The sequence below is a fragment of the Acinetobacter sp. UBA991 genome, from assembly GCF_002292065.1.
Lineage (GTDB): Bacteria > Pseudomonadota > Gammaproteobacteria > Pseudomonadales > Moraxellaceae > Acinetobacter > Acinetobacter higginsii.
Genome location: NZ_DBBF01000008.1, coordinates 141,047 through 156,480, shown reverse-complemented (window position 1 = coordinate 156,480; position 15,434 = coordinate 141,047). Strand labels below are relative to the sequence as shown.

15 protein-coding genes are annotated in these 15,434 nt (G+C 42.7%); 6 read left to right on the top strand and 9 right to left on the bottom strand.

Features of this window, described 5'->3' with window-relative positions:
* Positions 1-99: 99 nt before the first annotated feature.
* The 8 genes from glmS to B2727_RS02340 all read right to left on the bottom strand — a co-directional run bounded on the left by glmS (position 100) and on the right by B2727_RS02340 (position 8,401).
* Positions 100-1,938 (bottom strand): glutamine--fructose-6-phosphate transaminase (isomerizing), encoded by a 1,839-nt coding sequence (glmS, locus tag B2727_RS02375; RefSeq protein WP_005201678.1) that lies wholly within the window; start codon positions 1,936-1,938, stop codon positions 100-102.
* Positions 1,939-1,950: 12 nt separating this feature from the next.
* Entirely contained in the window at positions 1,951-3,315 is a 1,365-nt protein-coding gene (gene glmU / locus B2727_RS02370; protein WP_033132739.1) for a bifunctional UDP-N-acetylglucosamine diphosphorylase/glucosamine-1-phosphate N-acetyltransferase GlmU, read from the bottom strand.
* Positions 3,316-3,334: 19 nt separating this feature from the next.
* Positions 3,335-3,856 carry a phosphatidylglycerophosphatase A family protein gene (locus tag B2727_RS02365; protein WP_033132738.1) on the bottom strand — a complete coding sequence of 174 codons (522 nt, stop codon included), beginning with the start codon at positions 3,854-3,856 and terminating at the stop codon, positions 3,335-3,337.
* Positions 3,834-4,751, bottom strand: a complete 918-nt coding sequence (gene thiL / locus B2727_RS02360; protein ID WP_033132737.1) for a thiamine-phosphate kinase — start codon at positions 4,749-4,751, stop codon at positions 3,834-3,836. Before thiL ends, B2727_RS02365 begins: the two co-directional genes overlap by 23 nt.
* Before the next feature lie 14 nt (positions 4,752-4,765).
* Positions 4,766-5,215: a transcription antitermination factor NusB gene (nusB, locus tag B2727_RS02355; protein ID WP_004657014.1), complete on the bottom strand. Its 450-nt coding sequence runs from the start codon at positions 5,213-5,215 to the stop codon at positions 4,766-4,768.
* A gap of 3 nt (positions 5,216-5,218) precedes the next feature.
* A complete protein-coding gene (gene ribE / locus B2727_RS02350) occupies positions 5,219-5,689 on the bottom strand; it encodes a 6,7-dimethyl-8-ribityllumazine synthase (RefSeq protein ID WP_004803462.1) in 471 nt (156 codons plus the stop codon).
* Positions 5,690-5,700: 11 nt separating this feature from the next.
* Positions 5,701-6,822 (bottom strand): bifunctional 3,4-dihydroxy-2-butanone-4-phosphate synthase/GTP cyclohydrolase II, encoded by a 1,122-nt coding sequence (gene ribBA / locus B2727_RS02345; RefSeq protein ID WP_004803465.1) that lies wholly within the window; start codon positions 6,820-6,822, stop codon positions 5,701-5,703.
* A gap of 283 nt (positions 6,823-7,105) precedes the next feature.
* Positions 7,106-8,401, bottom strand: coding sequence for a DUF4175 domain-containing protein (locus B2727_RS02340; protein ID WP_164467917.1), 1,296 nt, complete (start codon positions 8,399-8,401; stop codon positions 7,106-7,108).
* A 61-nt stretch (positions 8,402-8,462) separates the two neighbouring features.
* On the opposite strand from B2727_RS02340, the gene serB reads away from it, so the two are divergent.
* From serB to B2727_RS02325, 3 genes are all read left to right on the top strand, one after another.
* The gene (serB, locus tag B2727_RS02335; protein ID WP_004803468.1) at positions 8,463-9,683 is read left to right on the top strand and encodes a phosphoserine phosphatase SerB; all 1,221 of its coding nucleotides are present in this window, start codon (positions 8,463-8,465) and stop codon (positions 9,681-9,683) included.
* Positions 9,684-10,088: 405 nt separating this feature from the next.
* Complete coding sequence (aciT, locus tag B2727_RS02330) at positions 10,089-10,424, top strand: ciprofloxacin tolerance protein AciT (RefSeq protein ID WP_004803470.1); 336 nt, start codon at positions 10,089-10,091, stop codon at positions 10,422-10,424.
* Positions 10,425-10,572: 148 nt separating this feature from the next.
* Positions 10,573-11,052 (top strand): hypothetical protein, encoded by a 480-nt coding sequence (locus tag B2727_RS02325; protein WP_004657026.1) that lies wholly within the window; start codon positions 10,573-10,575, stop codon positions 11,050-11,052.
* A gap of 48 nt (positions 11,053-11,100) precedes the next feature.
* Here the strand turns inward: B2727_RS02325 and dtd are convergent, their stop codons facing one another.
* Positions 11,101-11,541, bottom strand: a complete 441-nt coding sequence (gene dtd / locus B2727_RS02320) for a D-aminoacyl-tRNA deacylase (protein ID WP_033132735.1) — start codon at positions 11,539-11,541, stop codon at positions 11,101-11,103.
* Between the two features lie 194 nt (positions 11,542-11,735).
* On the opposite strand from dtd, the gene B2727_RS02315 reads away from it, so the two are divergent.
* The 3 genes from B2727_RS02315 (at position 11,736) to pncB (ending at position 15,219) form a co-directional block, all read left to right on the top strand.
* Positions 11,736-13,259 carry a catalase gene (locus B2727_RS02315; protein WP_033132734.1) on the top strand — a complete coding sequence of 508 codons (1,524 nt, stop codon included), beginning with the start codon at positions 11,736-11,738 and terminating at the stop codon, positions 13,257-13,259.
* Positions 13,260-13,384: 125 nt separating this feature from the next.
* The gene (locus tag B2727_RS02310; protein ID WP_033132733.1) at positions 13,385-13,870 is read left to right on the top strand and encodes an ankyrin repeat domain-containing protein; all 486 of its coding nucleotides are present in this window, start codon (positions 13,385-13,387) and stop codon (positions 13,868-13,870) included.
* Positions 13,871-14,013: 143 nt separating this feature from the next.
* A complete protein-coding gene (pncB, locus tag B2727_RS02305) occupies positions 14,014-15,219 on the top strand; it encodes a nicotinate phosphoribosyltransferase (RefSeq protein WP_033132732.1) in 1,206 nt (401 codons plus the stop codon).
* The last annotated feature ends 215 nt before the right edge of the window (positions 15,220-15,434 follow it).

The following is a 15,434-nucleotide window of genomic DNA, read 5'->3' as shown; positions in this document are numbered from 1 at the left end:
TCTTTATGGCGCTTTTTTTATAGTCAGGGTCGTACAAACTGTATGAGAGTAATAAAGAAATACTTAGTGAGTGTATAATCAAACTTACTAAGTATCGAATTACTCGACCGTAACACTCTTGGCGAGGTTACGTGGTTGATCGACATCAGTACCACGTAACACGGCAACATGATAAGACAGCAGTTGTACAGGCACGCTGTAAACGATCGGTGCTAACCATTCATTTACCGCTGGCACATGAACCACGTGTTGACGATCTTTACCGTGAATACCGCTATTTTCATCTGCAAAGACAAATAATTCACCACCACGGGCTTGTACTTCTTCCATGTTCGATTTGAGTTTATCGAGCATGTCATCTTGTGGTGCCAAGATGACCACAGGCATTTCATTATCCACTAATGCCAATGGCCCATGCTTCAATTCACCTGCAGCATAACCTTCGGCATGAATATATGAAATTTCTTTCAGTTTCAATGCACCTTCGAGTGCGATTGGGAAATGAGTCCCACGGCCTAAGAATAAGCAGTGATTTTTCTCAACGAATAATGCAGATAAACGCAGAATTTCAGTATCACCTTGTAAGGTATCTAAAATCACTTTTGGACAATGCCAAAGTGCTGTTGTGATCTCATTCAATTGAGCATCAGACAAGCGATTTTTGACTTGACCAATTTTTAAGATCAATAACATCAATGCTGCAAGTTGCGTGGTAAAGGCTTTTGTTGACGCCACCCCAATTTCAGGACCAGCAAGCGTCAGTAAATGATGATCTGTTTCACGAACCATTGATGAGGTTGCAACGTTACAAATCGTCATGGTACTGATGTCAATATTGCTTGCCTTGGCACGTTTTTGGGTTTCACGTAATGCGGCTAAGGTATCGGCTGTTTCACCAGATTGTGAAATACAGATATACAGCGTATTTGCCACAATCACCGGTGTGCGGTAACGGAACTCACTTGCAATCTCAACTTGGCAAGGGACGCCAATCAGTTGTTCAAACCAATATTTAGCAATCATCCCTGCATGGTAGCTGGTCCCACAGGCAATGATCTGGATTTGCTGAATCTTGTCAAAATCGGCATTGGCATGATTGAGGAAATCTTCACGTAAGCTATTGCCGTTCAATGCTTGAGAAATGGTTTGCTGAATCGCTTCAGGCTGCTCATAAATTTCTTTGAGCATGAAGTGCTTATATTCGCCCTTAGAGGCATTGCTGACCGTTGCATCTAACTCTTTGACTGGACGTTGTACAAGCTCGCCGTTGACAAAAACTTCAATACTGGTACGGGTTAAACGCGCAATATCACCTTCTTCTAGATAAACGAAGCGATTGGTGACTGGTAATAAAGCCAATTGGTCGGAACTGATAAAGTTTTCACCAATACCGACACCAATCACCAGTGGCGAACCTTCACGAACCGTAATCAGCTCATCTGGATGTGCTGTGTGCACAATCCCAAGTGCATAAGCACCCTTAAGGCGTGGTGTAATCTTTTGTACCGCTTCCAACAGGCTATCTGTTTGCTTTAGCGCATCGTTAACGAGATGCGCAACCACTTCAGTATCGGTTTGCGAGGTAAACACATAACCTAAAGCTTGTAATTCATCTTTAAGGTCTTGGTAGTTTTCAATGATCCCGTTATGAACCACTGCAACATCACCCGAAACGTGTGGGTGTGCATTATTTTCTGTCGGTTTACCGTGAGTTGCCCAGCGTGTGTGTGCAATCCCAACATTTCCAGTTAAGTGCTGTTCTGACACGGCTTCAGCCAAGTTGGCAACTTTACCAACACGACGTTCACGTAAGATTTTTTGATTATTGAGTAATGCTAAACCAGCAGAGTCATAGCCACGGTATTCAAGGCGTTTTAGTCCTTCAATCAGAATATCGGTTACACAACGTTCAGCAACGCCACCAACAATACCACACATAATTTTATCCTCTTATTTTTTCAGCTTTTGGGGACGTTGATAATTTGCTTTTTCAAACTGTTTTGATCGTTCGACAGCCAAACTATGCTCAGCTACATCTCGAGTGAGGGTTGATCCTGCACCTGTTGTAGCACCTTGACCAATTTTAATTGGTGCAACCAAGGAGTTATTGGTTCCAATGAATACATTGTCTTCAATAATGGTACGGTGTTTGTTGGCACCATCATAATTACAGGTAATGGTACCTGCACCAATATTACAGCTCGCGCCAATATCTGCATCACCTAAATAAGTAAAGTGATTGGCTTTTGAGCCTAGACCCATATTGGTATTCTTTACTTCTACGAAGTTGCCGATATGTACGTCATTGGCAAGGTTTGCACCTGGACGTAAACGTGCGAAAGGCCCAATTTGGGTGTTTTCGCCGACAATCGCATTCTCAAAAATACTATAGGGTTGAACTTTTGTACCTGCCGCAATACGGGTATTTTTTAGAATACAGCCTGCGCCGAGTTGTACGTTATCACCCAGTTCACAGTCGCCTTCGATGATAACATTGACATCAATTTGTACGTCTTGCCCACAGCTTAAGGTACCACGTAAATCAAAACGATTTGGGTCAATGAGGTGAACACCTTGTAGCATCAATTCTTTGGCTTGCTGCTGTTGGAACTGACGTTCCAAGGTCGCAAGTTGTAAGCGGTTATTCACACCTTCAACCTCAAACGCAAGCTCTGGTTCAACAGAGGCAACTTCTAAGCCATCCGCAATTGCCATCGCGACAATATCAGTGAGGTAATATTCACCTTGCGCATTTTCATTAGAAAGTTGAGGCAACCATTCATGAAGTTTTGCATTGCTGACACAATAAATGCCAGTATTAAATTCTTTAATTTGGCGTTGTGCTTCGTTGGCATCTTTATGTTCAACAATGGCCTGAATTTTACCATCTTGGCGAACAATCCGGCCATAACCTGTTGCATCATCGACTGTGAGTGTCACTAAGCCAATGCCTGTTTGAGTGGATGCATCCAATAATTTTTGTAGCGTATCTGCCTGAATACAAGGTACATCGCCTGATAAAATCAGTGAAACACCTTCTTGTGGTAAAACAGGTAAGGTCATTTGTACTGCATGGCCTGTGCCTAATTGTTCTGCCTGCTCAACCCATTCAATCTGTTCTGCTGCAAAGCTTTTTTTAACCAGCTCACCGCCATGTCCATATATGGTAATAATGTTTTGGGCATTGAGTTTTTTTGCGGTTTGAATCACATGTCCAAGCAGTGGACGACCTGCAAGTGGTTGTAATACTTTTGGTAATTGTGAACGCATCCGCGTTCCTTTCCCAGCTGCAAGAATAATAACAGTTGTTGACATAACTAACTCTAATAGTGGCTTAAGTCAAAAGATAAAAATGAAAAATAAGAATACAGAGTGCTGCCCAAAGGCCAGCAATGATGTCATCTAGCATAATCCCTAAGCCGCCAGACACTTTTTGGTCAGCCCAGCTAATTGGGAATGGTTTCCAGACATCAAATATACGGAATAAGATGAATCCGACAATGACCCACAGCCAATTCATTTGCTGTAAATAGAGCAAAGGCAGGAGGGTAATGGATTGTCCTGCAAACTCATCCCAGACAATGCGACCATCGTCATGCACATTGATGACTTTTGCAGTATGTCCACAGATATAAATGCCAATTAAGGACATTAAAATAACCACAACGATACTGGCCGACAGACCCAAATAGAGCCATAGTGGTACAAATAACAGTGCAAAGGCAGAACCAAAGGTTCCAGGGGCTTTGGGTGCTAAACCAGAACCAAAACCGACACCACAGAATACGATGAAGCGGTCAAACCAAGTCATTTGGCTAAAGTGAATGGGAGGCTTATGCAAAGTGTTGGTATCCATGAACATGTAATGGGTGTGCTTTGCCCATATACTCAAATAACAATCCAGTTTGTTGGGTAATTTCGCCGATTATTGTAAGCGGAACATCTAATTGTTGTCGCGACAGTTCTTTGAAGTTTTGCGGTGATATTGTAAAGCATAATTCGTAATCATCACCACCTGCAAGCGCATAATGCCAAGCTTGTTGCAGATCCAGTTGTTTCAGTGATGCATCTAACGGAAGTTGCTCAAGCTGTAATTTTGCACCGACATTGGATGCTTTTAAAATATGACCTAAGTCTTGCGCCAATCCATCTGAGATATCAATCATACTCGATGCCAACCCTTTGAGCTGTTGACCCAAATGACAACGTGGGGTTGGATAATCTAAGCGTTGTTGTAGTGCATGCCCTAGATGCTGTAATCCAAACGCAGCATCGCCAATCTGTCCACTCACACAAATATAGTCACCAACTTGTGCACCTGCACGGGTAATGGCCTGACCGTGTTCAATCCAGCCTAGTGCAGTCACACTAATCGTGAGTTGAGTGCTTTGGGTGGTATCACCACCAATCAGGCTAACACCGAACTGATCGCAGCAATTAAACAAGCCCTGACTAAATCCAGTCAGCCAGTCATGATCAACTGTGGGAAGACTCAGTGCGAGTAAAATACTATGAGGTTTTGCCCCCATTGCTGCCAAGTCAGATAAATTGACTGCAACGCTTTTCCAGCCGATAGCACGGGCAGCGGTGTCTAGGGGGAAATGACGACCAGCAACCAGTGTATCTGCACAGATCACCAGTTGTTGTGAAGAAGGTGGGGTAATAATGGCTGAGTCATCACCGATGCCTAAACTGACATCCGTATTGGATGTGCGTTTAAAGTAATGCTCAATAATTGAAAACTCAGCCATTTAACACAAGCCTATTATTTTGCTTGCTGTTTTTCAGCTTCACGCAGTTTTGATGAAAGACGGTCTAATACACCATTGATGTATTTATGACTGTCTGCACCACCAAAGTGTTTAGCTAGCTCAATCGCTTCGTCAAGTACAACGCGATACGGAACTTCGAGGTGATCTCGCAGTTCATAAGCACCTAGTCGTAAGGTTGCAAGTTCTACGCCATCCAGGGCATTTAACTCACGGTCAAGTACAGGGATGAGTAACTCATCTAAAGCTTCATGTTGAGCAACCACTTGAGTGAGCAATTCATGGTAATAGTTAAGGTCAACTTTGTGCATGGCATTTTCAACACGCGTGCGTGCTTCAATTTCATGAACTGGGTTATGACTCATTTGCCATTCATAAATCCCTTGTACAGCAAAACGACGTGCTTTGCGTTTCGCTGCATAAGCGGCCTGAAGTGTTTGCGACATGCTTTAAATTGCCTTTAATAAGTTAACCATTTCGATTGCAGTCAATGCAGCTTCGCTACCTTTGTTTCCTGCTTTCGTACCAGAACGTTCAATTGCTTGTTCAATACTGTCTGTCGTTAAGACACCATTGATTACAGGCATTGTGCTTTCAAGAGCAACTACGCCTAAGCCTTTTGCACATTCACCTGCAACAAAGTCAAAGTGAGGTGTGCTGCCACGAATCACTGCACCTAATGCAATGATGGCATCAAATTTATTTGAAGCTGCTAATTTTTTCGCAACAATCGGCAGTTCCCATGCACCTGGTGCATGAATAACAGTAATCGCTTCTTCTGCAACGCCATGGCGTTTTAAAGTGTCGATTGCGCCTTCAAGTAAATGTTCAACCACGAAGCTGTTGAAACGACCCACTAAGATCGCATAACGACCTTCGCTTGCGAGATGTAATAAACCTTCAATTCGGCGAATTGCCATAGCAACCTCGATTATTTTGCTGTGATTTGATCGGCAGTGATATATTCCACTACCTCTAAATTGAATCCGGATAAGGCATTGAAACGAAGTGGAGAACTCAACAACTTCATTTTCTCAACGCCTAAATCACGTAAAATCTGTGCACCCACACCAATGGTTTGATATTGATGAGAAAGTGCGGCATTGGATTTCAGTGGTTTTGGCTGATTTAAATTCTGCAATGCAGGACCAAGATCTTCTAATTGACCCTGACCAATCCATACCAGTACACCGCGATCACTTGCAGCAATCGTTTGCATAGCAAGGTCTAAGTTCCAAGCAGGAGAACCATCGGCTTTATTAAGTTTTAATAAATCACGAATCGGGCTGAAACCATGAACACGTACCGTAGTGACGCCTTGTTTTGGTTCACCTTTAACTAAGGCAACATGAATATCAGGATTGCCGATTTCACGATACTTATACAGCTCGAACGTTCCGTATTCAGTCTCAATGGTTTCTTGAGACAAGCGCTCAACGGTTTGTTCATTGGTCATGCGGTAATGGATCAGGTCCGCGATGGTGCCAATTTTTAAGCCGTGTTTTTCTGCAAATACTTCTAAATCAGGACGACGTGCCATTGTACCGTCATCATTGATAATTTCACAGATCACAGACGCTGGCTCTAGACCTGCTAAGCGGGTGAGATCACAACCTGCTTCGGTATGACCTGCACGGTGTAAAACACCACCTGGTTGTGCCATTAACGGGAAAATATGACCCGGTTGAACAATATCACTTGGTTTGGCATGTGCCGCAACCGCAGTACGAATAGTATGAGCACGTTCCGCAGCTGAAATACCTGTGCTGATGCCTTCTGCAGCTTCAATCGAAAGCGTGAAGTTGGTTGCGTGTTGCGCGCCGTTTTGATCAACCATCAATGGAAGGTTGAGTTGTTTACAGCGGTCGCGACTGAGTGTTAAGCAAACCAAACCACGTGCATGGGTAATCATGAAGTTAATATCTTCAGGGCGAACATGCGTTGCGGCGATGACTAAGTCACCTTCATTTTCACGATCTTCATCATCCATCAGGATGACCATTTTGCCTGCACGAATATCTGCAACAAGCTCTTCAACATGACTCAGCGGCATTCGCTTTCACCTTTTATCTTGCCTTTTTAGGCACTAGTATTCGATAAATCTGGCATAGTTTACCGCATTTTAAAAAATTTCGCCTGTGCTTCTTTATCAATAAAAAGTCAGACTAAACAAATTATCTTGCAACACATTATCCTGCCCAGCTTTGCCACTTTAAAAGACAGTGTGATGCGATTGTAAGCTTTGTATCTATGGGCTAAACAAAAAAACACAAGGCTTTGTATCTAGACAAAGCCTTGTGTTTAGAATGACTCAATTCGCGGAGCCTTTGTACTATTTATTCAAGCTCTGTCGATGCTTTGGCTTTTTTACCCATTAAAATTTCGGTACGTAGCGTTTGCGCCAACGTTGCACATTCTTCATTCATGCCATTAATCATAAAAGCATGACGGGTCATGATATTACTTGGATTTGGCATTGCCACTAATTCATAACTGTTTTGAATGGTTTTGAGCTGCTCATGATTTAAATGCAACGCTGCTTCTTTGGCATGTAAATGTTGTGCCAATCGTTTCGCGGCTTCAACTGCATCGAGCTGCATTGCATCGACTGCACTTGCAACTGCACCACGGGTTTGCAAGGCAAAACGTTTATCTTCACGATAACGTTTATACAGTACATCAGCCAATAATTGGAAAACAGCACCGACCATCATCAGACATTCAAGGGCATGACTGTTTTCAGACGTCGTGGCTAAGCTTGCACCATCTGCATTGAATTCTTGAACCACCTGAATCTGAGCCGCGTCGATCTGGTAATGCTTGGCACAGAGCGCAATACTTTTATCTAAAAATAATTGGCATAGCTTGAAATACGGGACTGAAACAGACTGATTCACACTACTCAATAACTGCTTAGGATCATAAAACTGAATATTGAGCGCCAACGCTTGATCATCCAGTGATACGGATTCAGCTGGATTTTTTTCAACACGCGGTTTGGCTTGAACTTTTGCCTGCTGTTGTGCCTGAGTAACCAAAGTCACAGTATTTTGTTTTTCAAGGGCAAGAGCTTGGGTTAAACGTTGAATTTCATGCTTGAGATGATTCTCTTGATTGATACGTGCCAAGTATTCGCTACGTGTTGGGCGTGCGATGGCGCGATAGGCCAACCAAATCAGACCATGAATGAACAGTGAAACTAAAATCGCTAACCATTGGGTCCGTAAAATCTCACCGATACTCGGTTGGATTAAGGTAATTTCAACGGTACCGACTTTCTTTTCATTTTGTAGCGCATCGCGAACAAACACTTCACCTTGGCGGGTTTTAGCCATCCCACTGGTTGCAAGCACTTGTTTATTGGCATCTAAAATACGAATGGATGCAACACTCGGATTGGTTGCATAACGATTCGCCACCAATGCCAGCGAAACGGTATTGGCTGGTTCCAACTCGGCAAGACTATCTGCCACTAACTGACTGGTCATCAGTTGTCCTTGGCTAGCGCGATTTTCATTGAGTTGATGTGTCGTTGCAATCACCAATAAAAAGGTATGCAATGCAAAACTTACGATCAGTAGGCTAGCAAATAGCCCTTGGCGAGGCGCATTCAAGTTAAATTTCCAAGGCAAATAGATTCATGGGTTATGTTATGATTCTTACAATAGTTGTCGCTCAACCACGAGTCAATTCATGCGAGAAATCATTCTTATATCCTTTCTAGGACCAGATCAACCGAATCAGTTTACTCGATTAATGCAGGTACTATCCGTACATTCTTTGCAAATACTCGATGTGGGGCAGGCAGTTATCCATAATCAACTGACCCTTGGGATCGTTGTTGCATCGGATAATGAGACTGCAACTGCATTAGCAATGAAAGAGATTTTGATTTTAGCACATGATATTGGCTTAACTGTGCGATTTAAACCAATCTCCAACGCAGAATATGATCAATGGGTAAGTGAAGGCGGTCGAACTCGTTATATCGTGACTGCGCTTGCACCTGAACTTACCGCTGCGCATCTACAAGCCGTGACTAAAATTGTATCAAGTCAAGGCTTTAATATTGAAACAGTCACGCGTTTATCGGGGCGTTTAGATCTGGATGCAGAAAGCCAATTTCCACGTCGTGCCTGTGTGCAGTTTGGCCTCAGTGGACAGATGTTGGATGCCCAAGCGATGCGTGCAGCATGTTTAAGCCTATCTGGCGAGTTAAATATTGATGTCGCTGTGCAAGAAGACAATGCATATCGCCGTAATCGTCGTTTGGTGTGCTTTGATATGGACTCCACCTTGATCGAGCAAGAAGTGATTGATGAATTGGCATTAGAAGCAGGCGTTGGTGCTCAAGTCGCTGAAATTACTGAGCGTGCCATGCTGGGTGAACTTGATTTTCAACAAAGTTTCCGTGCCCGTGTTGCTTTATTAAAAGGTTTGGATGCTTCTGTATTGCCGAAAATTGCAGAACGTTTGACGGTGACGGAAGGGGCAGAGCGTTTGATCTCTACCTTGAAAGCCTTGGGTTATAAGACCGCAATCCTCTCTGGCGGTTTCCAGTATTTTGCTGAATACCTACAGGCAAAGCTAGGTATTGATGAAGTACATGCCAATATTCTTGATGTAGAAGATGGCTTTGTGACGGGTGAAGTGAAAGGTGCGATTGTTGATGGTGCTCGTAAAGCAGAGTTACTGCGTCAACTGGCCGAAAAAATGGGGATTTCGCTAGAGCAGGCGATGGCTGTTGGTGATGGTGCCAATGACTTACCGATGCTTTCAATTGCAGGTCTGGGCGTTGCATTCCGTGCTAAACCTTTGGTCCGCCAAAATGCCAATCAGGCAATTTCAAGTGTGGGTTTAGATGGCGTGCTGTACTTATTAGGTATGCATGATAAGGATTTAAACCGCGCTTAGATCAACATTGATTGTGTTTCAATAAGGTCGCTTTTACTGCGGCCTTATTCATTTTTTGTACGTCATTTATTCGTCATAATTATGTCTAAATGTATAGAAAAACAACGATAAAAAAATTCCGAAAAAAGTTTTTTTGCAGCAAAAAAGAGGCATAGTTTTTTGTAATGACACGCTGTAATTGATGCTATATGGACATTCAAGACTTTTATATGTTTTAAAAATGTAATGACAAAAGCATATTGCGACAGCTTGTGTCGTAAGGTTAATTTCAGGCTCTTTTTTTCTAAAAAAAACGCTCCATAATGCATAAAGACGTTAATGCAATACGAAGTACTGTTAGAGATTACAGAACAAGATAGAGGTCTGAATTAAATACAGACCACCCCTTTTAAGACGGAGGTTTCTATGGAAGCAGCGAATTTCACCATGTGGGTTGGATTTGGCTTAATCGCTGTCGCAGTTATTGCTGTTTTCTTTTCTCCTTATCGTCGTTGGTTAGGTTTTATGTTGGCGGGTATGCTGTGCTGGGGACTGTTAGAAGTGGTGCGCTTTGGTGCGCAAACCATATTCGAGATGTCCGTCGCCTATAGTTATTTGACCGCGTTGAGCCTTGCGATGATAACGGTTACATTTATCCTTTTACGTGAAGACAAACAAGCACAAAAACAGCTGGCAAATCGTCAGTATATTGAACATACACCTGTATATAAGGACGACCAGCAGCAATGTTCTAGCAGATAAATTATAATAATTTGAATAACATCAAAGGCATGCTCAGCATGCCTTTTTTGTACTAATTTTCTGCAACAAAGCTTTTACAGACTTATATACAATTGTGCTACGATACGGTTGTCTTAATTTTCATCATAATACTGTAGGCATAATTGTCATGAAGCTTTCTTCTTTACCTGTGGTTAAGTTACCTATCGTTGATGTAAGCACTGATCCACTGGATTTATTAGTGGCAGGTTTGGCGTTACGTATGAAGCAATTGGCACGTACCAGCCCAAAGTTTATTGAATTGGTGCATGACCGTGAATTTCGTATTCAGATTGGTACAGATTTAGGTTTTGCCCGTCAGATTCTAGTGAATCGTGGCAAGATTGATACGGTTGCAGGTAGCCCAGAAAAAGCAGATTTTATTTTACAGTTTGCATCAAGTGAGCAAGGTGTTAAAACTTTGTTGAAAGGTGACCCGACCGCATTTATGACCGGTATGCAAGATGGCAGCATCAAGATGGAAGGTGACTTTAGCTTATTGGTGTGGTTCAACCAAGCGGCGAAATTGATTCCACCTAAAGTGCCAAAACCAGTCAAAGAAAAAATTCGTCAAGCACGTGCCTTTATTAAAGAAAAAACAGGCAAATAAGCTGATATAAAAAAACTCCCCAATGGGGAGTTTTTTTATTGTCATGACTTATTCGATTTCTAGGTTGAACGTCACTGGACCGTCATTGACCAGATGCACTTTCATATCTGCGGCAAAAATCCCAGTTTGCACGTGGTCGAATTGTTGTTGTGCATATTCAACCAATTGTTCATATAGGACTTTGGCTTCTGCTGGAGGCATAGCAGGGCCAAAGTCAGGACGTAAGCCTTTTTGTGTTTGTGCCATCAAGGTAAATTGTGAAACCAATAAAATGCCACCATTGGCTTGGCTGACATTCCAGCCCATTTTGCCTTGCTCATCATCAAAAATACGATACTTCAAAATCTTATCAATCAGCTTTTGGCCTTTTTCTAAAGTGTCTTCTTTGCCTAGACCTAGAAAAACCAATAAGCCGTGTTGAATTTCGCCAGTGGTTTGCCCTTCAACCACAACTTTGGCTTCGAGGACACGTTGAATTAATGCGCGCATAAAAAGGAAGATCGGTATTGAATCAGCGCAACAGTCTAACAGATTTGGTTGTTTTATACCGACCCCAGCAAATGCTTGGCTAGTCTTAATCTTATTTTTCGATTTATTTTATTAAAATTATCTTTTTTATCTATTGTTCAAATCTTTGTATAGTCCTCTTGCAGGAAAGGTATTTAGATTTTGGATTTAATAGTATGTTTAAGCGAACATTTTTATTTACGATAATGGCAGCAACGCTTGGCACCGCGTATGCAGCACCTTTAACAAAAGACAACGGTGCACCTGTAGGTGACAATCAAAACTCAATGACAGCAGGTGCGAATGGCGCAACGCTACTACAAGATGTACAGCTGATTCAAAAATTACAACGTTTTGGTCGTGAACGTATTCCTGAACGTGTGGTGCATGCCCGTGGTACAGGTGTATATGGTGATTTCGTTGCAAGTAAGGATTTGTCTGATTTAACGGTCGCATCGATGTTTAAGGCAGGTACAACCACCCCTGTTTTTGTACGCTTCTCAACAGTCATCCATCCTAAAGGCTCGCCTGAAACTGCACGTGACCCGCATGGTTTTGCCGTGAAGTTCTATACACAGCAAGGCAATTGGGATTTGGTCGGCAATAATCTACCCGTATTCTTTATCCGTGATGCAATCAAGTTCCCTGATTTTGTTCATGCCATGAAGCCTGATCCAGTCACCAATGTCCAAGATCCGAATCGTATTTTTGATTTCTTAAAAAGCCAGCCTTGGTCAATCAATATGTTGACCTATGTCTATTCAAATTTAGGCACACCAGAAAGCTACCGCACGCTAGATGGCTTTGGCGTGCATGCCTTTAAACTCTATAACGACAAAGGTGAATATAAGTACGTTAAGTTCAACTGGCGTTCGAAACAAGGTGTGAAAGGGTTGAATCTTGATCAGGTCCGTGAAGTTCAAGGTCGTGACTGGAATCATTTAACCAATGATATGTACAAAAATGTCTATGCAGGAAACTATCCGAAATGGGACTTGTATATTCAGGTGCTTGATCCAAAAGATTTGGATAAATTTGATTTTAATCCATTAGATGCAACCAAAATCTGGCCAACTGATCTGGTGCCTGAAGTCAAAGTCGGAACCTTGACCCTGAATCGTATGCCGAAGAACTTCTTCCAAGAGACTGAGCAATCCGCATTCGCACCAGGCAACTTGATTCCAGGCATTGAAACGTCAGAAGACCGTTTACTGCAAGGTCGTATCTTCTCTTATTCGGATACGCAATTATATCGTTTAGGTGCCAATCATCAGCAGATTCCAGTGAATCGCCCTCGGGTTGCAGTGAATAACAACAACCAAGAAGGCTTTATGAACATGGGGCAAACCGAGTCTCAGGTTAACTATGAGCCAAGTACGATTGAGCCTAAACCATCCACTGAGATTGCCAGAGCTGTACAAACGCCGTTGCAAGGAACGGTTTTACAACAGGCAATCCAGAAACAGCAACCCTTCAAGCAAGCAGGTGAGTTATACCGTAGCTATTCTGCGCTAGAAAAAAATGACTTGATTCGTAATCTTGCGGCAGACCTTGGACAAGTCAAAGATATCGAGACCAAGACCATCATGGTGTCTTATTTCTATAAAGCCGATGCTGATTATGGGACACGTCTTGCCAAGGCTGTGGGTGTGAATCTTAAAAATGCTCAAGCGAAAGCAGCGCAATTGAAAGACGAATAAGTCGTTTTAGCATGTGGTAACAGGTGCCAGAATGTTACCCCCAGAAAGTCCTGTAACCTCAATAGCCTTTCCTGCACCTAGGGCGAGTGTTACAGGCACTCCTGATTCAATTTTAGGATATTGTGATGATTCACTTCAGAACTGCATTATTTGCAATTGGCGTAGCCTGCGGCAGTGTTTTGGCCTCAGTTTATGCGGACACCCCATCAGCCGCAATCAACGGATCAGAAGAGGTGGTTGAGCTATTTTTCTCTGCGGCCAAGATAGGCAATGTTGAAGTTTTACAAGAGTTTTTGAAGCATGGTTTTCCGATCGATGTGCAGGATCGCTCCGGTTATAGCGCATTGATGATGGCGAGTTATTACGGGCAAAAAGAAGCGGTCAATGTGTTGATCAAACAAGGCGCCAATCGCTGCCTTCGAGACAAGCGTGGACATACCGCCTTAATGGGGGCGATTGTTAAGGCCGAATGGAGCATTGCCAAACAATTGCGTCAGGTCGATTGTGATGTTAATGCCGCAAAAACAGGTCAACTCAGCGCTGAACAGTTTGCAATTCAATTCGGACAACAGCAACGCTTAAAACAGATTCAGGCTGAGCTCTCCAACTAGGTTCTACTATATCTGTAAGCTATTGAATTTAAAAAGACACCGAATCAGATAATTTTGAGAAAAATAACCATCGTCGTATACAGTCTCATTTCTGGATAAAAGTATGCTTTAATGCTTGAAATAGAATAGATCCTAATTCAGTCATGTCTACACCAATTATTCAATCTTTACTGGATACCGACTTATATAAATTCACCATGTTACAGGTGGTGTTGCATCAGTTTCCGCAAACGCATAGTGTGTATTTATTTCGTTGCCGCAATTTAGAAGATACGGTTTATCCCTTAGTTGATATTTTGGATGACTTGAATCAGCAGCTGGATTTGCTCTGTGAACTGCGTTTTGCCGAAGATGAATTACAGTACCTGCGTTCATTGCGTTTTATTAAAAGTGATTTCGTTGATTATCTGGAATTGTTCCAGCTCAAACGTCGTTTTATCCAAGCCAGTATGGATGAGGCTGGGCGTTTAGATATTCGCATTGAAGGCCCGATGGTTCAGGCGATGATGTTTGAGATTTTTGTCTTGGCCATCGTCAATGAATTATATTTCCGTCGTATTCGTAGTGATGAAGTGTTGCTTGAGGGTGAACGCCGTCTGCAACAGAAATTGCTGCAGCTACAGCATTATGCCCAAGAACAACAAGATAAAGAGCCACCATTTTTAGTCTCTGATTTTGGTACGCGTCGTCGTTATAGTTTTGAATGGCAGAAGCATGTGGTGCAAGCCTTTCAGGCTGCGGCACCCAAAGTCTTCCGAGGCACCAGTAATGTGTTATTGGCCAAGCAATTGGGGATTAGTCCAATTGGGACCATGGCGCATGAGTTTTTGCAGGCTTTTCAGGCACTTGATGTGCGTTTGCGTAATTTCCAAAAAGCCGCATTGGAAGCATGGGTACAAGAGTATCGTGGCGATTTAGGTATTGCCTTGACTGATGTGGTGGGAATGGATGCGTTCCTGCGTGATTTCGATTTGTATTTTGCCAAGTTATTTGATGGTCTGCGCCACGACAGTGGTGATCCGTATGAATGGGGTGATAAGGCGTATGCGCATTATCGCAAACTCAAGATTGATACCAAAACCAAAATGTTAACCTTTAGCGATGGTTTGAATTTAGAAAAAGCATGGTTATTGCATCAGTATTTTAAAGACCGTTTCCAAGTGAGTTTTGGGATTGGCACCAATTTGACCAATGATATGGGGCAGAAACCATTGAATATTGTGTTGAAATTGGTGGAGTGTAATCGTCAGTCGGTGGCGAAGATTTCGGATAGTCCGGGTAAGACCATGACGGATAATGATACTTTCTTGGCGTATTTACGTCAGGTGTTTGAGATTGAAGAAGCCTAGCTATTCTTTCACACTCAAAATTTGGTACGGCCGTGGAATAGCTCAAACGTTATGAGAGATCTGTATAGGCACTCTTTACTTTTGAAAGATCAAAAGTAACAAAAATCTTTTGTTGAACTGACGGCACATCCTTGATGCCGCAGTTCAACGGGCGGCATCCATGCCGCCTCTGCACCAGTAAATTTTCTCGACAGGTTTATATGGCTTAACTCCCG